The sequence below is a fragment of the Streptomyces sp. NRRL F-5122 genome, from assembly GCF_001507435.1.
GTDB lineage: Bacteria > Actinomycetota > Actinomycetes > Streptomycetales > Streptomycetaceae > Streptomyces > Streptomyces lannensis.
In genome coordinates, this window is the sequence record NZ_LMWH01000266.1 from 121,166 (window position 1) to 142,368 (window position 21,203).

General features: G+C 71.1%; 16 protein-coding genes and 1 riboswitch. Of the genes, 10 read left to right on the plus strand and 6 right to left on the minus strand.

Annotation, left to right across the window (positions count from 1 at the left end; translation table 11 throughout):
- Window positions 1–186 precede the first annotated feature (186 nt).
- Window positions 187–1,272: a CobW family GTP-binding protein gene (locus ADL25_RS36080; protein ID WP_059132258.1), complete on the plus strand. Its 1,086-nt coding sequence runs from the start codon at window positions 187–189 to the stop codon at window positions 1,270–1,272.
- Between the two features lies 1 nt (window position 1,273).
- Here ADL25_RS36080 and ADL25_RS36085 read toward each other — a convergent pair whose 3' ends face one another.
- Window positions 1,274–3,730 (minus strand): DNA gyrase/topoisomerase IV subunit A, encoded by a 2,457-nt coding sequence (locus tag ADL25_RS36085; protein ID WP_059132125.1) that lies wholly within the window; start codon window positions 3,728–3,730, stop codon window positions 1,274–1,276.
- Window positions 3,731–4,063: 333 nt separating this feature from the next.
- On the opposite strand from ADL25_RS36085, the gene ADL25_RS36090 reads away from it, so the two are divergent.
- The 4 genes from ADL25_RS36090 (at window position 4,064) to ADL25_RS36105 (ending at window position 8,954) form a co-directional block, all read left to right on the plus strand.
- Window positions 4,064–5,416: a M16 family metallopeptidase gene (locus ADL25_RS36090; protein ID WP_059132126.1), complete on the plus strand. Its 1,353-nt coding sequence runs from the start codon at window positions 4,064–4,066 to the stop codon at window positions 5,414–5,416.
- A complete protein-coding gene (locus ADL25_RS36095; protein ID WP_059132127.1) occupies window positions 5,413–6,801 on the plus strand; it encodes a M16 family metallopeptidase in 1,389 nt (462 codons plus the stop codon). The genes ADL25_RS36090 and ADL25_RS36095 overlap by 4 nt, the downstream gene beginning before the upstream one ends.
- A gap of 268 nt (window positions 6,802–7,069) precedes the next feature.
- Window positions 7,070–7,280, plus strand: a riboswitch (cyclic di-AMP (ydaO/yuaA leader).
- Between the two features lie 13 nt (window positions 7,281–7,293).
- On the plus strand, window positions 7,294–8,046 hold the full coding sequence (locus ADL25_RS36100; protein ID WP_059132128.1) for a M23 family metallopeptidase: 753 nt from the start codon (window positions 7,294–7,296) through the stop codon (window positions 8,044–8,046).
- A 221-nt stretch (window positions 8,047–8,267) separates the two neighbouring features.
- Window positions 8,268–8,954, plus strand: a complete 687-nt coding sequence (locus ADL25_RS36105; protein WP_059132129.1) for a GntR family transcriptional regulator — start codon at window positions 8,268–8,270, stop codon at window positions 8,952–8,954.
- Between the two features lie 238 nt (window positions 8,955–9,192).
- On the opposite strand, the gene ADL25_RS36110 is transcribed toward ADL25_RS36105, so the two are convergent.
- Window positions 9,193–9,474 carry an HPr family phosphocarrier protein gene (locus ADL25_RS36110; RefSeq protein WP_059132130.1) on the minus strand — a complete coding sequence of 94 codons (282 nt, stop codon included), beginning with the start codon at window positions 9,472–9,474 and terminating at the stop codon, window positions 9,193–9,195.
- A gap of 155 nt (window positions 9,475–9,629) precedes the next feature.
- Between ADL25_RS36110 and ADL25_RS36115 the strand changes: the two genes are divergently transcribed.
- The 4 genes from ADL25_RS36115 to ADL25_RS36130 all read left to right on the plus strand — a co-directional run bounded on the left by ADL25_RS36115 (window position 9,630) and on the right by ADL25_RS36130 (window position 14,989).
- Window positions 9,630–12,434: a bifunctional GNAT family N-acetyltransferase/acetate--CoA ligase family protein gene (locus ADL25_RS36115; RefSeq protein WP_059132131.1), complete on the plus strand. Its 2,805-nt coding sequence runs from the start codon at window positions 9,630–9,632 to the stop codon at window positions 12,432–12,434.
- Window positions 12,435–12,475: 41 nt separating this feature from the next.
- A complete protein-coding gene (locus ADL25_RS36120; protein ID WP_059132132.1) occupies window positions 12,476–13,072 on the plus strand; it encodes a DUF5998 family protein in 597 nt (198 codons plus the stop codon).
- Window positions 13,072–14,262: an alkaline phosphatase family protein gene (locus ADL25_RS36125; RefSeq protein WP_059132133.1), complete on the plus strand. Its 1,191-nt coding sequence runs from the start codon at window positions 13,072–13,074 to the stop codon at window positions 14,260–14,262. Before ADL25_RS36120 ends, ADL25_RS36125 begins: the two co-directional genes overlap by 1 nt.
- Window positions 14,263–14,338: 76 nt before the next feature.
- On the plus strand, window positions 14,339–14,989 hold the full coding sequence (locus ADL25_RS36130) for a thymidine kinase (protein ID WP_059132134.1): 651 nt from the start codon (window positions 14,339–14,341) through the stop codon (window positions 14,987–14,989).
- A 24-nt stretch (window positions 14,990–15,013) separates the two neighbouring features.
- Here the strand turns inward: ADL25_RS36130 and ADL25_RS36135 are convergent, their stop codons facing one another.
- A complete protein-coding gene (locus ADL25_RS36135) occupies window positions 15,014–15,817 on the minus strand; it encodes a VOC family protein (protein WP_059132135.1) in 804 nt (267 codons plus the stop codon).
- 322 nt (window positions 15,818–16,139) lie between these two features.
- Between ADL25_RS36135 and ADL25_RS36140 the strand changes: the two genes are divergently transcribed.
- A complete protein-coding gene (locus ADL25_RS36140) occupies window positions 16,140–16,991 on the plus strand; it encodes a sulfurtransferase (RefSeq protein ID WP_059132136.1) in 852 nt (283 codons plus the stop codon).
- 56 nt (window positions 16,992–17,047) lie between these two features.
- Here ADL25_RS36140 and sepH read toward each other — a convergent pair whose 3' ends face one another.
- The 3 genes from sepH to ADL25_RS36155 form a co-directional block, all read right to left on the minus strand.
- Window positions 17,048–18,085 carry a septation protein SepH gene (sepH, locus tag ADL25_RS36145; RefSeq protein WP_059132259.1) on the minus strand — a complete coding sequence of 346 codons (1,038 nt, stop codon included), beginning with the start codon at window positions 18,083–18,085 and terminating at the stop codon, window positions 17,048–17,050.
- A 540-nt stretch (window positions 18,086–18,625) separates the two neighbouring features.
- Complete coding sequence (locus ADL25_RS36150; protein WP_059132137.1) at window positions 18,626–19,945, minus strand: D-arabinono-1,4-lactone oxidase; 1,320 nt, start codon at window positions 19,943–19,945, stop codon at window positions 18,626–18,628.
- Window positions 19,905–21,143 carry an MFS transporter gene (locus tag ADL25_RS36155; RefSeq protein WP_059132138.1) on the minus strand — a complete coding sequence of 413 codons (1,239 nt, stop codon included), beginning with the start codon at window positions 21,141–21,143 and terminating at the stop codon, window positions 19,905–19,907. The genes ADL25_RS36150 and ADL25_RS36155 overlap by 41 nt, the downstream gene beginning before the upstream one ends.
- Window positions 21,144–21,203: the final 60 nt, after the last annotated feature.

A 21,203-nucleotide genomic window follows, 5' to 3' on the forward strand; every position in this document is an offset into this window, starting at 1 on the left:
GTGTGCCCCGCGAGCGCCGCTAACAATCGTTCACTTCGCAGGGTTTCCCCTCGCTCGTATCCTGATTCGGCATTCAGTCCGCGTACGAGTGCGGCCCCCCTTCCGGTGCGAGCCGGTCCATGAGCCGTCCTCGTGCACCGCCGGTACGCGATCCGGCGCACCTGTCGGTGGAAGAAGGGGCGTACGTTGAGCCAGCCGTCGAGTCCGCAGCAGATCCCGGTCGTCGTCCTCGCCGGATTCCTGGGTTCGGGCAAGACCACGCTGCTCAACCACCTCCTCCACCACAGCGGAGGCAGCCGCATCGGCGCCGTCGTCAACGACTTCGGGGACATCGAGATCGATGCCATGGCCGTCGCGGGAGCGCTCGGCGACTCCACGGTCTCGCTCGGCAACGGATGCCTCTGCTGCGCCGTGGACACCGGCGAACTCGACATCTACCTCGAGCGTCTGGCCCGGCCGTCCGCCGGCATCGACGTCATCGTCATCGAGGCGAGCGGCCTCGCCGAACCGCAGGAGCTGGTCCGCATGGTGCTGGCCGGCGAGCATCCGCGGGTGGTCTATGGCGGACTCGTGGAGGTCGTCGACGCGGTGGAGTTCGCCGTCACCCGCCAGAAGCATCCCGAGCTGGACCGCCATCTCGCCCTCGCCGATCTTGTCGTCGTCAACAAGACGGATCGTGCCGAGGACAGCGACCAGGTCCTGGGGACCGTGCGGTCCCTCACCGACCGCGCCGCCGTCGTCCCGGCCGCGTACGGGCGCATCGACCCGGAGCTCCTCTTCGACTGCCGGCCGGCCGAGGAGCGGATCGGGCAGCTGTCGTTCGACGACCTCCCCCGGCACGACCACGAGCACGGTGCGGAGAGCCCTCACCACGCCCATCTGCACGCCGGATACGACAGCCTCTCCTTCCGCTCCGACGTGCCCATGCATCCGCGGCGGCTGCTGGAGTTCCTCGACAGCAGGCCGGAGGGCCTCTACAGGATCAAGGGATACGTCGACTTCGGCGCCGCCGACCCGCGCAACCGGTACGCGGTGCATGCCGTGGGGCGGTTCCTGCGATTCCGCCCGGAGGCGTGGGAGGCCGGTGCCGAGCGGCTCACCCAGCTCGTGCTCATCGGTTCCGGCATCAACACCACGGCTCTGCGCAAGGAGCTTCAGGGCTGCACGGACGACGCCCCACACACCGATGAGCACGGCATGTGGGGCGTCCTGCGCTATGTGCGGGACGAGGAGACCGAGGCTCTCGTGGGCCCCGGTGACCTCGAGGGCTGAATCACATCGGTCCCGCCACCGCCGCGATCGTCTTCGCCAGGGACACACCCGAGCCGTCGCGTCGCGGGTCGAGCTCGGGCAGTTCGGCCGGTGTGCCGTTCTTCTGCGCGGCCCGGGCCGGCGTCGGGCCGGCCCAGGCGAAGGACAGGCAGTCCTCGCCCTTCAGGAAGCGCTGGCAGCGCACACCACCCGTGGCGCGGCCCTTGCGCGGGTACTGATCGAACGCCGTCATCTTGGCGGTGGTCTGGACCGAGTCGTCCAGCGTGCCACGCGAACCGGCGACCGTGAAGACGACCGCTTCCGCGGCCGGGTCCACGGCCGTGAAGGAGATCACCTTGGCGCCGTCCGTCAGCTTGATGCCCGCCATACCGCCGGCCGGCCTGCCCTGGGCGCGTACCTGGGAGGCGGGGAAACGCAGCAACTGCGCGTCGTCCGTGATGAAGACCAGGTCCTCCTCGCCCGTGCGCAGTTCGACCGCGCCGACGATGCGATCGCCCTCCTTGAGCGTGATGACCTCCAACTCCTCCTTGTTGGACGGGTAGTCGGGGACCACGCGCTTGACGACTCCCTGTGCCGTGCCGATGGCGAGGCCCTGGGAGGATTCGTCCAGCGTCGTCAGGCAGACCACCGTCTCGTTCGCCTCCAGGGAGACGAACTCCGAGACGGGAGCGCCTCCGGACAGGCTCGGCCGCGCCGCGGTCTCCGGCAGCTGCGGAAGGTCGATCACATTCAGCCGCAGCAGCCGTCCGCCGGACGTCACCGCGCCCACCTCACCGCGGGCCGTCGCCGGGACGGCGGAGACGATCACATCGTGCTTCGCGCGCCTGTCCTCGGTGTCCTCCGCGAACGGGTCGCCGTCCGCCGTGCGGGCCAGCAGGCCCGTCGACGACATCAGCACCCGGCACGGGGCGTCCTCGACCTGGAGCGGGACCGTCGGCGCAGTGGTGCCGGAGGACTCCAGCAGCACCGTGCGCCGCTCGGTGCCGAACTTCTTGGCCACGGTGGCCAGTTCGGCGGAGACCAGCTTGCGCAGCTCGGCGTCCGAGTCCAGGATCCGCGTCAGCTCAGCGATCTCGGCGTTGAGCCGGTCCTTCTCCGCCTCCAGCTCGATGCGGTCGTACTTGGTGAGGCGGCGCAGCGGGGTGTCGAGGATGTACTGCGTCTGGACCTCGCTCAGCGAGAAGCGCCGCATCAGGCGCTCCTTGGCCTGCGCCGAGTTGTCGCTGGACCGGATCAGGCGGATGACCTCGTCGATGTCCACCAGCGCCGTGAGCAGACCCTCGACGAGGTGGAGCCGGTCGCGCCGCTTGCCGCGGCGGAACTCCGAGCGTCGGCGGACGACGTCGAAACGGTGGTCGAGGTAGACCTCGAGCAGCTCCTTGAGGCCCAGGGTGAGCGGCTGACCGTCGACCAGTGCGACGTTGTTGATGCCGAAGGACTCCTCCATCGGCGTCAGCTTGTAGAGCTGCTCCAGGACCGCCTCCGGCACAAAGCCGTTCTTGATCTCGATCACCAGGCGCAGGCCGTGCTCACGGTCGGTGAGGTCCTTGACGTCGGCGATGCCCTGGAGCTTCTTCGAGCCGACCAGGTCCTTGATCTTGGCGATCACCTTCTCCGGGCCGACCGTGAAGGGCAGCTCGGTGACGACCAGGCCCTTGCGGCGGGCGGTCACGGTCTCCACCGACACCGTGGCGCGGATCTTGAAGGTGCCCCGGCCCGTCTCGTAGGCGTCGCGGACGCCGGCGAGGCCGACGATCCGGCCGCCGGTGGGCAGGTCGGGCCCGGGGACGTGCTTCATCAGGGTGTCGAGATCCGCGTTCGGGTGGCGGATGAGGTGGCGGGCGGCCGCGATGACCTCGCCGAGGTTGTGCGGCGGCATGTTCGTGGCCATACCGACCGCGATGCCCGACGCGCCGTTCACCAGGAGGTTCGGGAAGGCGGCCGGCAGGGCCTCGGGCTCCCGCTCCTGGCCGTCGTAGTTGGGTACGAAGTCGACCGTGTCCTCGTCGATCGACTCGGTCATCAGGCCTGTCGCCTCGGCCATGCGGCATTCGGTGTACCGCATGGCGGCCGGCGGGTCGTCGTTCCCGAGCGAGCCGAAGTTGCCGTGGCCGTCGACCAGGGGCACGCGCATCGAGAAGGGCTGGGCCATGCGCACCAGGGCGTCGTAGATCGACGCGTCACCGTGCGGGTGCAGCTTACCCATGACCTCGCCGACGACACGGGCGCACTTCACATAGCCGCGGTCGGGGCGTACGCCCATCTCGTTCATCTGGTAGACGATCCGGCGGTGCACCGGCTTGAGGCCGTCGCGCGCGTCCGGCAGGGCCCGGGAGTAGATCACCGAGTACGCGTACTCCAGGAAGGAGCCCTGCATTTCGTCCACGACGTCGATGTCGAGGATCTTCTCCTCGTACGCGTCTTCGGGCGGCGGGGTCTTCGTGCTGCGGCGGGCCATTGCTGCCGGCTCCTTCACAGTCTGTGCTGGGCATGGACGTGTCTGACGCCGACCATTGTGGACTGCCGCGGTGACAACGCCGACCAGTACCCGTCCCCAAGGCCCTTCGACGCGGGCGAAGGAGGTCCCGGCGACCCCGTCGCGGGGTTCGCGCGGTGCCCGCGCCGCGTGCGTCAACCGCGCGTTCCGTCGTCCACCTCCCGTAATCACGGTCTCGCTCTGGGCGTACGCCGCCCGGGAACTTGTCCACTTGCGTGCGCGCTTGCATACAGTGACAGCACCGGCAGGAAACCGCGGTTTTCCGCGACAGCTTCCGCGAGCGAAGGGACGTACATGCCCATGGGTCACACGGCCACAGCCGAGGCAGGCTCCGGGGGCCTGACAGCGACCGAGCACCGCCTGGCCAACGGGCTGCGCGTGGTGCTCTCCGAGGACCATCTGACCCCGGTCGCGGCGGTGTGCCTCTGGTACGACGTCGGCTCGCGCCACGAGGTCGCGGGCCGGACCGGTCTCGCCCACCTCTTCGAGCACCTGATGTTCCAGGGCTCCGCCCAGGTCAAGGGGAACGGCCACTTCGAGCTGGTGCAGGGCGCCGGCGGGTCGCTGAACGGCACCACCAGCTTCGAGCGCACGAACTACTTCGAGACCATGCCGGCCCATCAGCTGGAGCTCGCCCTCTGGCTCGAGGCCGACCGCATGGGCTCGCTGCTCGCCGCGCTCGACGACGAGTCCATGGAGAACCAGCGGGACGTCGTGAAGAACGAGCGCCGCCAGCGCTACGACAACGTCCCCTACGGCACCGCCTTCGAGCGGCTGACGGCACTCGCCTATCCGGAGGGCCACCCGTACCACCACACGCCGATCGGGTCGATGGCGGACCTGGACGCGGCCACGCTGGAGGACGCGCGCGCCTTCTTCCGCACGTACTACGCGCCCAACAACGCGGTCCTGTCCGTCGTCGGCGACATCGACCCCGAGCAGACGCTCGCCTGGATCGAGAAGTACTTCGGGTCCATCGCGTCCCACGACGGCAAGCCCGAGCCGCGCGACGGGTCGCTGCCCGAGGTCATGGGCCGGGAGCTGCGCGAGGTGATCGAGGAGGAGGTTCCGGCGCGCGCCCTGATGGCCGCCTACCGGCTGCCGGAGGACGGCACGCGGACGTGCGACGCGGCGGACCTGGCCCTCACCGTCCTCGGCGGCGGGGAGTCCTCCCGCCTCTACAACCGGCTGGTACGCCGCGACCGCACCGCCGTCGCGGCCGGGTTCGGCCTGCTGCGGCTGGCCGGGGCGCCGTCCCTGGGCTGGCTGGACGTGAAGACCTCGGGCGACGTCGAGGTGCCGGTCATCGAGGCCGCGATCGACGAGGAGCTCGCCCGGTTCGCCGAGGAGGGACCCACGGCGGAGGAAATGGAGCGCGCCCAGGCCCAGTTGGAGCGCGAGTGGCTGGACCGGCTCGGCACGGTCGCGGGCCGCGCCGACGAACTGTGCCGGTACGCCGTCCTGTTCGGTGACCCGCAGCTCGCCCTGACCGCCGTCCGGCGCGTGCTCGAGATCACGCCCGAGGAGGTGCAGGAGGTCGCCAAGGCCCGGCTGCGCCCCGACAACCGCGCCGTGCTCGTGTACGAGCCGGCCGAGGCCCCGGAGACCGCCGAGACCACCGACGAGAACGAGGAGTCGGCGAAGTGACCGAGCTTGCGACCATGCAGTTCCACCCGCAGCCCCAGGCCGGTGAGGCCAAGCCCTGGGCGTTCCCGGCGCCCGAGCGTGCGACGCTCGACAACGGCCTGACCGTGCTGCGCTGCCACCGCCCCGGCCAGCAGGTGGTCGCCGTCGAGGTACTCCTCGACGCGCCGCTGGACGCCGAGCCCGCCGGTCTCGACGGCGTCGCCACGATCATGGCGCGCGCCTTCTCCGAGGGCACCGACAAGCACTCCGCCGAGGAGTTCGCCGCCGAGCTGGAGCGCTGCGGCGCCACCCTCGACGCGCACGCCGACCACCCCGGCGTCCGGCTCTCCCTCGAGGTGCCGGTCTCCCGCCTGGCCAAGGCACTCGGGCTGCTGGCCGACGCCCTGAGGGCGCCGGCGTTCGCGGACAGCGAGGTGGAGCGCCTGGTGCGCAACCGCCTCGACGAGATCCCGCACGAGATGGCGAACCCGGCCCGCCGCGCCGCCAAGGAGCTCTCCAAGGAGCTGTTCCCGGCGTCCTCGCGCATGTCGCGTCCGCGCCAGGGCACCGAGGAGACGGTCGAGGACATCGACTCCGCCGCGGTCCGCGCCTTCTACGAGCGCCATGTGCGCCCGGCGACGGCCACCGCCGTCGTGGTCGGCGATCTGACCGGCATCGACCTCGACGAGCTCCTCGGCGAGACGCTCGGCGCCTGGACGGGCTCGCCGGCCGCACCCCGCCCCGTCCCCCCGGTGACGGCCGACGACACCGGCCGCGTGATCATCGTGGACCGTCCCGGAGCCGTTCAGACGCAGCTGCTGATCGGCCGCATCGGTGCCGACCGCCACGATCGTGTGTGGCCCGCTCAGGTGCTCGGCACGTACTGCCTCGGCGGCACCCTCACCTCCCGCCTGGACCGGGTCCTGCGCGAGGAGAAGGGCTACACCTACGGAGTGCGCGCGTTCGGGCAGGTGCTGCGGTCCGCGCCGGACGGCACGGGCGCGGCGATGCTCGCCATCAGCGGCTCCGTCGACACGCCGAACACGGGACCGGCGCTGGACGACCTCTGGAAGGTGCTCCGCACGCTCGCCGCCGAGGGTCTGACCGACGCGGAGCGCGATGTCGCGGTGCAGAACCTCGTGGGAGTGGCACCGCTCAAGTTCGAGACCGCGGCCGCAGTCGCGAGCTCGCTCGCCGACCAGGTGGAGCAGCACCTTCCGGACGACTACCAGGCGACGCTGTATCAGGCGCTCGCCGCGACGGGGACGGTGGAGGCCACGGCAGCCGTCGTGAACGCGTTCCCGGTGAACCGGCTCGTGACCGTCCTGGTGGGCGACGCCGCGCAGATCGAGGAACCCGTCAAGGCGCTCGGAATCGGCGAAGTGAGCGTGGTGGCGGCCGAGTAGGCGGACGCCTCGCGCCCGCAGGACCAAAGTCCGTGCGCGCGGGAAGCCGTTGAGGTCGCCTCGCACGTCGGGCGCGGCTTCGGTGGGGGCCCCGGTGATTTCGGTCACCGGGGCCCCGCCTCTTGGGCTTTGTCCGTATTGCCACAGAGACGGACGCTCTGCCCTGTGGGATGCGCTACAAACCCTCTGATCGGTTTGCCGATCGAAACAGGGCCCTCTTAGCGTCATCCGGGCTGTCCGTCAGGCACTGCGCCGCATCCGCGGCACCGGACAGCCATCGCCGAGTCCCCGTACGGCGCGAGCCAGGGGAGCCGGGGACCCACCCTCCTGTGCCGCCTTCGTGGCCGGAGGGGCCCGCTGCCGCCGTCCTTGTGGCCGGAGCGGGCCCGATCCCTGGGGTGAATCGGGCGTGCAGCCCGTAGGAGACCTTCCTGCTCCGAACCCGTCAGCTAACCCGGTAGGCGAGAGGGAAGGAAAGGACCAGCCACACACATGGCGTTCACCTGCGCCACCGGGAAGCACCGCCGTCCGAGCCGCGTGAAGCGCACGACCACGAACGCCGTGGGCGTCGCCGCGCTCACCACCACCGGCGTCATCGGTGCCCTGGCAGCTCCGGCGTTCGCCGCCGGCACCCCTGTCGAGCAGACCGGACTGATCCGGGCCGTCAGCATGGGCGACGAGGTCGCCGCGAAGATCGACGCCCAGGCCGCCGCCCAGAAGCAGGCCGCCGAGCTGAAGAAGGCCGAGGAGGCCGCCCGCAAGCGTGCCGCGGAGAAGGCGGCACAGGAGCGCGCGGCCAAGGTGCGCGCCGCCCGTGAGGCCGAGCGCCGGCGTCTGAACGCCTTCGTGGCGCCGATCTTCCACTCCTACGTCTCCACCGGGTACAAGACCGGCGGCTCCCTGTGGTCCTCCGGTTCGCACACCGGCATCGACTTCCACGCCGCCAGCGGTACGCCCGTGCACGCGGTCGGCTCCGGCACGGTCGTCGAGACGGGCTGGGGCGGTGCATACGGCAACCAGATCGTCATCAGGATGAACGACGGCACCTACACGCAGTACGGCCATCTGTCGTCCATCGGGGTCTCCGCGGGCCAGCGGGTCACTCCCGGCCAGCCGATAGCCCTCTCCGGGGCCACCGGCAACGTCACCGGTCCGCACCTCCACTTCGAGGCCCGTACGTCCCCGGAGTACGGCTCGGACATGGACCCCGTCGCGTATCTGCGCGCTCACGGTGTGAACGTCTGACGATCCGCCTTCGGGATCCGACGGTCCGCCTCCGGGAGGCGCACATGAAACGAGGACGGCCCCGGCTCCGAGTCGGGGCCGTCCTCGTTTCGAACGACTGTCTGTCCAAAAAATATCCATGGATTCCGGCCCGCCGTCGGAAATTGCGAAGCGCTGCAATAGAGTCGGGTGAACACACGTCAGCCGACGACGTTTCGCGGTGATTAAGGCGGAGGTCGGACATGCGTATTCCGGCGCACTCGGTATGCACGGCGATCCGTGACGACATCGTCTCCGGTGTCCACGAGCGCGGCAGCCGGCTCACCGAGGAGCTTCTCGCGCGCCGGTACGGAGTCTCCCGTGTCCCCGTGCGGGAGGCGCTGCGGACGCTGGAGGCCGAGGGCTTCGTCGTCACCCGCAGGCACGCGGGCGCCTGTGTGGCGGAGCCCACCGAGCAGGAGGGCGCGGATCTGCTGGACATGCGGATGCTGCTCGAGCCGCTCGGCGCCGCGAAGGCCGCCCAGCGCCGCTCGGAGGCCCATCTCAAGGTGCTGCGCGGTCTGGTCAGGCTGGGCCAGGAGCGGGCCAGGACGGGCGGCAGCGAGGACCTGCGCTCCCTGGGCGGCTGGTTCCACGAGACGCTCGCACAGGCCTGCGGCAGCCCCGCGCTGACGTCCACGCTCGCCCAGTTGCGGCACAAGATCGCCTGGATGTACACGGTCGAGGCGCCGCTGAGCCCCGTGGAGTCCTGGGCGGAGCACGGCGGCATCGTGGACGCGGTCGCCCGCGGGGACGGCGAGCGGGCGCGGGCCGTCATGGCGGTGCACACCGAGCGTGCGACCGCGGCGCACCGGCTTCGCCTTCCCGGGTCCGTGAGCGGTGTGAGGACCTCGCAACATGCCGTAAACATGTCAGGGCTGCGGCATTAACACGGGCACCGTATACAAAGAGGGATATCGGCCTGAGACTTATTTTCCGCTGCCCTTGTTCCCGCATGCGCGGGAAAACCGGTGCGCACGATTTTCCGTGCCGTGCGGGGTTATTTTCCATGGGCTCCGGAATTCCCGCACGAGCGCGGAGCGGGTCGCCCTCGACGACCGGAAAAGCGCGGAGCCGCGTCCGCCCGCATGGCGGACGCGGCTCCGCCGCGTGGTGGTACCCGAAGGGTCAGACGGTCTCGGGAAGCTCCTCGAGACCCTCCGCGACCAGCTTGGCCAGGCGGTCGAGTGCGGCGTCGGCGCCTTCCGCGTCGGAGGCGAGCACGATCTCCTCGCCGCCCTGGGCGCCGAGGCCGAGGACGGCCAGCATGGACCTGGCGTTGACCGGGTCGCTGCCCGCCTTGGCGATGGTCACGGGGATCCCGGATGCCGTGGCTGCCCGGACGAAGATGGAGGCGGGGCGGGCGTGGAGACCCTCGGCCCAGCCGACGTTGACGCGGCGCTCAGCCATGTGATGCTGCCCTTCAGGTGTTTCAGGTTGTCTAGACCAGTGTTCCACAGGTGAAGCGTGCCCAGGAAGGGGCGGCGGTCCATCCCGCCGGCCCCGGCTCGGTTCCCTCAGCCTGCATCGCGCCCCTGTCCGATGCGAGCCTTACTCTGGGGCGCATGCAGACCGCGTCGGATCGGCACGAGTACCCCGCCCACTGGGAGGCCGACGTGGTGCTGCGCGACGGCGGCACCGCACGCATCAGGCCCATCACCGTCGATGACGCCGAGCGCCTCGTGAGCTTCTACGAGCAGGTCTCGGACGAGTCGAAGTACTACCGCTTCTTCGCGCCGTACCCTCGTCTGTCCGCCAAGGACGTCCACCGCTTCACGCACCACGACTTCGTGGACCGGGTGGGACTCGCCGCGACGATCGGCGGCGAATTCATTGCAACTGTACGTTATGACCGCATTGGCGCCGGCGGGAGGCCCGCGTCCGCGCCCGCGGACGAGGCCGAGGTCGCCTTTCTGGTGCAGGACGCCCACCAGGGGCGTGGCGTGGCGTCGGCCCTCCTGGAGCACATCGCCGCGGTGGCCCGGGAGCGCGGAATCCGCAGGTTCGCCGCCGAGGTGCTGCCGGCCAACAATAAGATGATCAAGGTGTTCACGGACGCCGGGTACCAGCAGAAGCGCAGCTTCGAGGACGGCGTCGTCCGCCTGGAATTCGATCTGGAGCCCACCGACCGGTCGCTCGCGGTGCAGCGTGCACGGGAGCAGCGGGCCGAGGCCCGGTCCGTGCAGCGGCTGCTCGCGCCCGGCTCGGTCGCCGTGATCGGCACCGGCCGCACGCCCGGGGGAGTGGGCCGCGGCGTCCTGGACAACCTCCGGGGCGGCGGGTTCACCGGCCGCCTGTACGCGGTGAACAAGGCGCTGCCCGAGGACCGCAAGGAACTCGACGGGGTGCCCGCCCACCGCTCCGTACGGGACATCGCCGAGCCGGTCGACCTCGCCGTCGTCGCGGTCCCGGCCGAGCACGTCCCGGAGGTCGTCGCCGAGTGCGGCGAGTACGGGGTCCAGGGGCTCGTGGTCATCTCCGCGGGTTACGCCGAGAGCGGCCCCGAGGGCCGCGAGCGGCAGCGGGAGCTGGTGCGGCAGGCGCGCTCGTACGGCATGCGGATCATCGGGCCGAACACCTTCGGGATCATCAACACCTCACCCGGGGTCAGGCTGAACGCCTCCCTCGCACCCGAGATGCCGCGTCCGGGGCGCATAGGCCTGTTCGCGCAGTCCGGCGCCATCGGGATCGCCCTGCTCTCACGGCTGCACCGGCGCGGAGGAGGCGTCACGGGGGTCACCGGCGTGTCGACCTTCGTCTCCTCCGGGAACCGAGCGGACGTGTCCGGCAACGACGTCCTCCAGTACTGGTACGAGGACCCCGACACCGATGTCGCCCTGATGTACCTGGAGAGCATCGGCAACCCGCGCAAGTTCAACCGGCTGGCGCGCCGCACGGCGGCGGCCAAACCACTGGTCGTGGTGCAGGGCGCGCGGCACGGAGGCGCCCCCCAGGGGCACGCCGTACGGGCCACGCGTCTGCCGCACGCCACGGTGTCCGCGCTGCTGCGGCAGGCCGGAGTCATCCGGGTGGACACCATCACGGAACTGGTGGACGCGGGGCTGCTGCTGGCCAGGCAGCCGCTGCCCGCCGGGCCGCGGGTGGCGATCGTCGGCAACTCCGAGTCGCTGGGACTGCTGACCTACGACGCGTGTCTGGCCGAGGGGCTGCGCCCGTTGCCGCCGCTCGACCTGACGACGGCCGCGTCGGCCGAGGACTTCCACCGGGCGCTGGCCGCGGCACTGGCCGACGACGCGTGCGACGCCGTCGTGGTGACCGTGATCCCGGCGGTCGGCGAGTCCTCCCCCGGTGACGCCGCCCTGGCGCAGGCGCTGCGTTCCGCGGCGGCCGCCGCCCCGGCCAAGCCGGTGCTCGTGGTGCACGTGGAGCTGGGCGGGATAGCGGAGGCGCTGTCCGCGGCGACCAGCACGTCACCCCAGGCGCAGCGCGGCGACCTCCCGCGTCCGGCGGATCCGCCCCCCGCCGCGGAACCGGCTCCGGAGGAGGCCCGCCTCATCCCCGCCTTTCCCGCCGCCGAGCGCGCCGTCCGGGCTCTGGCCGAGGCCGTCAAGTACGCGCAGTGGCGGCGCGAGGCCACCGACCCCGGCAAGGTGCCCGAGTACGACGACGTGGACGAGAAGGGCACCGCTGAGCTGATCCATGGGCTGCTCGCCCGTGGGGAGGGGCTGACGCTCGGCACCGACGAGACCTGCGACCTGCTCACGCGGTACGGCGTCCATGTGCGCAGGGCGCTGCCCGCCGCCACGCCCGAGGCCGCCGTGGAGGCCGCCCGGGAGATCGGCTACCCGGTGGCCCTCAAGGCCACCGCCCCGCACCTGCGGCACCGTGCCGATCTGGGCGGTGTTCGTCTCGACCTCGCCGACGAGGAGCAACTGCGGCGGGCCTACACCGAGTTGACCGAACTGTTCGGCCGGCCGCAGGAGCTGCGGCCGGTGGTCCAGGGCATGGCGCCACGTGGCGTCGACACCTTCGTACAGGCCGTCATCGACCCGGCGGCCGGTGCCGTGCTCTCCTTCGGGCTCGCCGGGGCCGCCTCGCAGCTCCTCGGCGACACCGCGCACCGGCTGATCCCGGTCACGGACCGCGACGCCGCCTCCCAGGTGCGCTCGATCCGGACGGCCCCGCTGCTGTTCGGCTGGCGCGGTTCCGCCCCGGTGGACACACCCGCCCTCGAGGAGCTGATGCTGCGTGTGTCGAGGCTGGTCGACGACCACCCGGAGGTCGTCGCCGTCACCCTGGAACCGGTCGTGGTCGCCCCGCACGGTCTGAGCGTGCTCGGTGCGACCGTGCGGCTCGCGCCGCCGCCCGCCCGCGACGATCTCGGCCCGAGGACGCTGCCCGTGTACTGAGCGGCGCCGAGCGTGCCTCGCAGTCAGTGCGCCCCCGTAGGATGGACATCATGGCCAAGACCAGTACGACGACCCAGGGGCTGCGGGCGGCGATCGAGCGCAGCGGCTACTACCCGGCTCTCGTTGCCGAGGCGGTGGAAGCGGCCGTGGGCGGCGAGCCCATCCGGTCGTACCTGGTCCATCAGGAGACCACGTTCGACGCGAACGAGGTGCGCCGCCATGTGACCGTGCTGGTCCTCACCGGCAACCGCTTCATCGTCAGCCACACCGACGAACAGGCCGCCGACGACACCTCCCCGACGCCGTACGCGACGACGTCCACGGAATCGGTGAAGCTCGGCCGGATCTCGTCGGTCGTCGTCAGCCGCGTGGTCGCCAATCCGGAGTCGTACGCGCCCGGTTCGCTTCCGCGCGAGGTCGTCCTGACGATCGGGTGGGGCGCCGTCTCCCGCATCGACCTGGAACCCGCGGCCTGCGGTGACCCCAACTGCGAGGCGGACCACGGCTACACCGGCAACTCGACCGCCGACGACCTCAGCCTGCGCGTCAGCGAGACCGGGGACGGCCCGGAGACGGTGCGCCAGGCGCTCGCCTTCGCGCAGTCCCTCTCCGAGGCGACCGCGGACCTCGCCGGCTGATGGCACTGACCACCTGGGACGACCACCCGGAACCGCTCGCCGCCGGCTCCGCGCCGCTCCCCGAGTACGGCACCGGCTCACTGTCCGACCTCCTGCCCACCTTGGCCGCGGGTATGGGGGTCCCGGGTCAGGCCGCCGCCATACCGGAGCTGACCGCAGCCGACCGCAACTGCGTGTTCCTGGTCGACGGTCTCGGGTGGGAGCAACTGCTGGCGCACCCCGACGACGCGCCCTTCCTCACCTCGCTCCTGGCGTCCTCGCGCGGTGGCACCGGCCGGCCGATCACGGCGGGCTACCCGGCGACCACCGCGACCTCGCTCGCCTCGGTCGGAACGGGGCTGCCGCCCGGCGCGCACGGTCTGCCCGGCTACACCGCGCGCAACCCGGACACCGGGGAGCTGATGAACCAGCTCCGCTGGCAGCCCTGGACCTCGCCGCGACTCTGGCAGCCCTACCCCACCGTCTTCCAGCTTGCCCACGAGGCGGGCGTGCACACCGCCCAGGTCTCCTCCCCGGCCTTCGAGAACACCCCGCTGACCAAGGTCGCGCTCAGCGGCGGAAAGTTCCTCGGACGGCTGACGGGTGAGGACCGCATGGACCTCGCGGCCGAACAACTCGCGGCGGGCGACCGGGCGTTGGTCTACACGTACTACGCGGAACTCGACGGCGCCGGACACCGCTTCGGCGTCGACTCGGACGCCTGGCGGGGCCAGCTCATGTACGTCGACCGGCTGGTCCAGCGGCTCGCCGAACAGCTGCCGCCGCGCACCGCTCTGTACGTCACCGCCGACCACGGCATGCTCGACATCCCCTTCGACGAGCGGCACCGCATCGACTTCGACGAGGACTGGGAACTGCGCGCCGGAGTCGCCCTGCTGGGCGGCGAGGGCCGTGCCCGCCATGTGTACGCCGTGCCGGGCGCCGAGAACGACGTGGTGACCTGCTGGCGCGAGGTGCTCGGCGAGCAGTTCTGGGTGGCCTCGCGGGACGAGGCGATCGCGGCGGGCTGGTTCGGTCCGCACATCGACGAACGGGTGTACCCGCGCATCGGCGACGTGGTCGCGGCGGCCCATGACGACGTCCTCATCATCGCGTCCGAGCGGGAGCCGAAGGAGTCGGCGATGGTCGGCAACCACGGCTCGATGACGCCCGTGGAACAGCTGGTGCCCTTGCTCCAAGTACGTACCTGAGTCGCGGCGCCCGTCCCGGCGCCCGGTACGCTCCCCAAGATCCGCACGTCCTGACCCGAAAGGTCCTCATCCCCTCATGCCCGAGCTGGTGTTCTTCTCCGGAACGATGGACTGCGGGAAGTCGACGCTGGCTCTCCAGATCGAGCACAACCGCTCGACGCGCGGGCTGCAGGGCATCATCTTCACACGCGACGACCGGGCGGGCGAGGGAAAGCTCTCCTCACGGCTCGGTCTGGTCAGGGACGCGGTGGAGGTGGCGGACGGGCAGGACCTGTACGTGTACGTCGTGGACCATCTCTCGCAGGGCGGTCGCGCCGACTATGTGATCGCGGACGAGGCGCAGTTCCTCGCGCCGGTGCAGATCGACCAACTCGCCCGTGTGGTCGACGATCTGGGGCTGGACGTCTACGCCTTCGGCATCACGACCGACTTCCGCAGCAAGCTCTTCCCCGGGTCGCAGCGCCTCGTGGAGCTGGCGGACCGGGTCGAGGTCCTCCAGGTGGAGGCCCTGTGCTGGTGCGGCGCCCGGGCCACCCACAACGCCCGTACGGTCGGCGGGGAGATGGTGGTCGAGGGCGCCCAGGTGGTCGTGGGGGATGTGAACCATTCCGCGGACGAGATCGGCTACGAGGTGCTGTGCCGTCGTCACCACCGCCGCCGAATGACGGCCGCCTCCGCCCGCGCGGCGGCGCTGTCCCCGGACGTCCTGCCCGTGGCGTCCACCTGACGCCCCACCGGTTCACCCGGTGGTTCAGCCGAGCGGGCTGACCACGGAGAACGTCGCGCCCTCGGGGTCCGCCACCGTGATCATGCGGCCCAAGGCCGTGTTGCACTGTGCCCGCACGACATGGCCGCCCAGTTCGACGACCCGGTCGGCGGTCTTGTCCGCGTCGCTGACCTGGAAATACGTCATCCAATGCGCTCCCCGGTCCCGGGGCAGATCAAGCCCGACGCCATGGATGCCGGCGACGGGACGGCCCTCGGTGTGGAGGGTGACGTAATCGAAGTCGGGCGAGACGACCGGTTCCTCGGTATAACCGAAGACCGTCCGGTAGAACGTGGCGACACTCGCCGTGTCGTAGGTGATCAGCTCGTTCCAGACCGGGGTGCCGGGTACGCCCGTCAGACCCGTGCCGAGGTGGTCGGCCGCCTGCCAGATGCCGAAGACCGCGCCCATCGGGTCGCAGGCGATCGCCAGCCGGCCGGCCTCGGCCGCGTCCAACGGGCCGACGCCCACGGTCCCCCCGCAGCTGCGCACCTGCTCGGCCGTCGCGTCCACGTCGTCCGATCCGAGATACGGGGTCCAGGCGATCGGCAGATGCCGGTCCAGGGGCAACTGGCCGATACCGGCCACCTCGTAGCCGTTCAGCAGCGCCCGGACGTAGGGGCCCAGCGGCTGGGGTCCGGGCTGGAACTCCCAGCCGAAGAGCGCGCGGTAGAACTCCTGGGTCGCGGTCATCCCGTGCACCATCAGACTCACCCAGCACGGCGTGCCGGGTGCGTGCCTCTCGTGTGTCGTGCCGGTCAGGCCCGCCGACCCCCGTGCCTCGGTCATGGTCACTCTCTCCTCGGCCCCTTGTGGCGGCCGTTCGGCCTCCGCCTGCGCGCTGTTGCGCCGCGTACCCGCATCGGCACGATCCGTGCCGATGTCCACACCGCCGGTCGCACCCCGCCCTCCGGCCGCTCGTGTCGCGGCGCCGTACGGTCGGAGGATGCCCGGAGTAAGGTTTCTCGTCCGTTTCGGCGCGATTGCCGTGTGTTGACCATCAGCTGTACAGCATGTACCCGCTCCCGTACACCGGGTGAACGGACCTGTCCGGCGGAGCAGGGTAACCGGACCTCGGCGACTCGGCCACCCCGTGCGCGAGGATGGGGCCATGAAAGCCATCATCTCCGCATCCGAACTCGCGAGCGACTTGGCGGCGTCCCGGCCGCCGACGCTCTTGGACGTCCGTTGGCAGCTGACCGCTGCGGCGGCGGCCGGTGCTTCTCCCTTCGACGGGCGTGCCGCCCACGCGGCGGGGCACATTCCGGGCGCCGTGTTCGTGGATCTGGACGCCGATCTCGCAGGCCCGCCCGGGCCCGCCGGCCGGCATCCGCTGCCCACCCTGGAGCATTTCGGAGCGGCGATGCGGGCCGCGGGCGTGGCCTCGGACGTGCCGGTCGTGGTGTACGACGGCGGTCAGGGATGGGCCGCCGCGCGCGCATGGTGGATGCTGCGCTGGACGGGGCACCCGGACGTCCGCGTGCTCGACGGCGGACTGGCCGCGTGGGAGGGGCCGCTTGCCACCGGCGCCGAGGAGCCCGTCCCCGGCGACTTCCGGCCCGTACCGGGCGGGCTCCCGCTGCTGGACGCCGACGGCGCCGCCGCGGTCGCCCGGACCGGGCTGCTCCTGGACGCCCGGGCCGGCGAACGCTACCGGGGCGAGGTGGAGCCGATCGACCGGGTGGGCGGCCACATCCCCGGCGCCGTGTCGGCGCCGACGACGGAGAACGTGACCGAGGGCGGCCGCTTCCTGCCCGCCGTCGAACTCGCCCGGCGCTTCGAGTCGCTGGGTGTCACGGAGGGCACCGAGGTCGGTGTCTACTGCGGATCGGGTGTCTCCGCCGCACACGAGGTGCTGGCGCTCACGATCGCGGGAATCGGGGCCGCGCTCTACGCGGGGTCGTGGTCGGAGTGGTCGGCGGACGACAGCCGTCCGATCGCGGTGGGCGCAGACCCCCAGTGAACACAAGGGCGGGGTCCACGCCCTCGCGTGGACCCCGCCGCTCGTCCGACTCTCTGCTACTCCTGCTTCTTGCGCCGTGTTCCGAACACGATCTCGTCCCAGCTCGGGACCGCGGCTCTGCGGCCCGGGCGGACACCGTCCGCCTCCGCCTGCCGGTCCGTCGCGCCGACCAGACGGTCACGGTGGCTGCCGACCGTGCGCGGCATGAGGACGTCCGCGTACGCCGAACCGGCCGAGGCCGCGGGAGCGGGTGGCTCCTCCGCAGCGGGCTCCTGGGCGGGTTCCTCCTGCGGTTCCACCGGACGCTCGGGCACCACCAGGTCGCCGCGGAAGCTCGGCACCGCTTCGAGGAGGCTGGTGAGCGAGTCCCGTTCCCCGGTGCTCTCCTCCGCGGGCTCCGAGGACTGCGCCGGAAGCACGGGGCGCTCCGCCTGGCGTTCGAGGGCGCGATCCATCCGGCCCTCACGCGGCAGCCGCGCGATCCTCGGTACGAAGGGATGACTCGGCTCGGACGCCGCGAGATCGTCGGACTCGCCGATCAGCGAACGTGCCTCGTCGTCGACGGCCTGGACGAGCCGCCGGGGCGGGTCGTACGTCCAACTCGCGGAGTGCGTCTCACCCGCCACGCGGTAGACGAGGAGAACCTCCCAGGTGCCGTCGTCGCGGCGCCAGGAGTCCCACTGAACGGTGTCCTTCTGGGCGCCGCGGAGCAGCAACCGCTCCTGGACCGCCTCGCCGAGTTGAGGACCGGCGTTCTCGCCGGGCCGGCGCACGGGCGTCTTGCGGGCCCGCTCGGCCATGAAGGCGCGCTCGGCGAGAACGGGTCCCTCGAAGCGGCGGACGCGGTCGACGGGGATCCCGGCGAGCTGCGCCACCTCTTCGGCGGACGCACCGGCACGTATGCGCGCCTGGATGTCTCGGGGGCGGAGATGGCTCTCCACCTCGATCTCGATCTGGCCGAGGCGGGGACGGTCGCCGCGCACGGCGGCGCGGAGCCGTTCGTCGATCGGAAGCGTGTACTCCGTACTGTCCGCAGCCTTCAGCACCAGCCGTGTGCCGTCATTGGAGACGGCCACGACACGCAGTTCGGGCATGGGGACCTCCCGGGTGGTGCCTGCCGACGTCACGTGCGTCGCTGCTTCCGCTAGTCGAGTGTGGCCTGCCCGGGTGCAGCCTGCCACAACCTTGCCGAGTTGCCCGGCGTGTCGGGCACGGGCCCTGGATCGCCGTTATGGCACGGTTACCTATTCGCAACGCTAAGTGACCAACTCCGTCACCCTGTGCAACTAGCCCCCTCCAAACGGTCCAGCTAGGCCCTGGACACCCTGGCGGGAGACCGGACCCAGGGCTCGCAACAGTACTCCATTCGGGCCACGGAAGTGGATCGGCACGCCGCCCAACTTCTGGCAAGGGGTGCGAGTTGGTCGCCCGTTGTGCCGTTTTCGTGCACATCAAACGTGGCGCACCTCACCCAATTGCCAGAATCGGAGCGAATTGTTTCGGACGCGCGTCCCTCATTTCATGCGGTCGGGTGACGGATGCAGGTGCGGATACGGGCGGAGGAGGGGGCGTGGGCGGAAGGTGAAGGAAGCGGCCGGATATGAGCGGTCCTCAGCCGGCCGCCCCGTGTCCTGCTAGGCCCCGAGCGTCCGGCGCAGGTAGTCGTTCCCGAAACGGCGGTCCGGGTCGAGGCGGTCCCGCAGAGCGGTGAACTCCCCGAAGCGCGGATAGGCCTCCGCGAAGTAGTCCGCGTCCCGGGTGTGCACCTTGCCCCAGTGCGGGCGGCCGCCGTGGGCCGTGAATATCCGCTCGGCGGCGGTGAAGTAGGCCTGATACGACGTACCCCGGAACATGTGTACGGCGATGTACGCGCTGTCCCGTCCGGAAGCGGTGGAGAGCGTGATGTCGTCGGCCGGTGCGGTGCGGACCTCGACCGGGAAGCTCACCCGAAGGGTTGAACGGTCGACCATGGCCTTGAGTTCACGCAGCGTCTCCGTCAGGGCCTCCCTGGGGACGGCGTACTCCATCTCCACGAACCGCACCCGGCGCGGCGAGGTGAACACCCTGTAGGCGATGTCGGTGTACGTACGGGCCGACAGGGCGCGACTGGAGACGCCGGCGATCGTCGGGACAGCGGCGGGAACGGCACGGCCGACCCAATTGGCCACCTGGAAGACGCCGTTGGAGAGGAACTCGTCCTCGAACCAGCCGCTCAGCTGCCCGACCGGCTTCGGGGGACCGGCGCTTCGGTTGTTGCGCTTGGTGTTGGTGCTGCCCGTGTGCGGGAACCAGTAGAACTCGAAGTGCTCGTTCTCCGTCCACAGTTCGTCGAACTCGGCGAGGACCCTGTCCAGGGGCATCGGCTCCTCGCGGGCGGTGAGCAGGAAGAGCGGCTCCACCGCGAAGGTGATCGCCGTGATGATCCCAAGCGCACCGAGGCCGACGCGTGCGGCCGCGAAGACGTCCACGTTCTCCTTCTCGGAACAGGTCAGCACCGAGCCGTCCGCGGTGACCAGTTCGAGTCCCCTGACCTGGGCGGCGATGGAGGCCGAGTCGCGACCGGTGCCGTGGGTACCGGTGCTGGTGGCGCCGGAGACGGTCTGCTCCATGATGTCGCCCATGTTCGTGAGGGACAGTCCCTCACGCGCGAGGGCGACGTTGAGCCTCTTGAGCGGGGTTCCCGCCTCGACGGTGACGGTGCCCGCCTCGCGGTCGATCCGGCGGATGCCCGTCAGCAGTTGAGGGCGGATCAGCACGCCGTCGGTCGCCGCGGTCGACGTGAAGGAGTGCCCGGTGCCGACCGCCTTCACCCTCAGGCCGTCCTCGGCCGCCTTGCGCACCGCGGCGGAGAGCTCCTCCACCGAGGCGGGGGCGACCTCTCGTACGGGGTGGGCGGTGACGTTCCCCGCCCAGTTACGCCACGTGCCGCTCTTCCCGCTCACTGTGGTGCTCATGGGACCCTCCCCGCTGCGGAGCCGGCCTGCCGAGCCGGCGGTACCCGAGGAAACCGACCGCGACCGCGACGGCCCCGGACAGCGCCGGAACCTCGTACCCGGCCTCCGCGCCGGCGGCATCGATCACCTTGCCGGCCACGGACGAGCCGATCGCGACGCCGACCGCGAGCCCGGTGGACACCCAGGTCATTCCCTCGGTCAAGTGCGCGCGTGGTACGTGCCGCTCGATGAGGGCCATCGTCGTGATCATCGTGGGTGCGATGGACAGGCCCGCAACGAACAGCGCCACGGCCAGAGACGGCAAGTTTCCGACCAGTTGGAGGGGGATCATACTCACGGCCATCGCGCATATGCCCAGTAGCCATCTGCGTTCCGGCGCACCCGTGAAGCGCAGCAGCCCGAAGACCAGGCCGGCGGCGCAGGAACCCGCCGCGTACAGCGCCAGGACGACGCTCGCGGCCGCCTTGTGACCGAGTTCGTCGGCGAAGGCGACGGTGACCACGTCGACCGCGCCGAAGATCGCCCCGGTCGCCGTGAACGTGGCCACGAGAACCTGGAGTCCGGGGGAACGCAGCGCCGTCCCGCCGGTGTTCCGCTCCCCGGGGTGGCGTGCGGGTTCGGTGGAGCGCTGCGCGGTCAGCCAGAAGACGCCGGCGGCCAGGAAGCAGGCGGCGAGCAGGGGGCCGGCCTCCGGGAACCAGCTCGTGGACAGCCCGATCGAGATGATGGGCCCGAAGATGAAGCAGACCTCGTCGACCACCGACTCGAAGGAGTAGGCGGTGTGCAACTGCGGGGTGCCCCCGTAAAGGGCCGCCCAGCGGGCCCTGATCATGGCGCCGAGGCTCGGCACCGCGCCGATGCCGGCGGCGCACACGAACAGCGTCCAGTCCGGCCAGGTGAAGTGGGCGGCCAGCAGCAGACCGGCCGCGGCCAGCAGCGCGACGAGCGTCGCCGGGCGCAGCACCCGGCGCTGCCCGTGCCGGTCCACCAGGCGCGAGATCTGCGGCCCGATCGCGGCCGCGGACAGCGCGAGGGTGGCGGAGAGGGCGCCCGCGAGCCCGTAGCGCCCGGTGAGCTGCGAGATCATCGTCACCACGCCGATGCCCATCATCGACAGCGGCATCCGGCCCAGGAAGCCGGCGGCGGAGAAGCCCTTGGAGCCTGGGGCGGCGAACAGGGCGCGGTAGGGGCTGGGCACGGGGTCTCCGAAGCGTTCGGTAAGGCGCGAAATGCGAGCATGTGCCTTACGAGTTAGGCA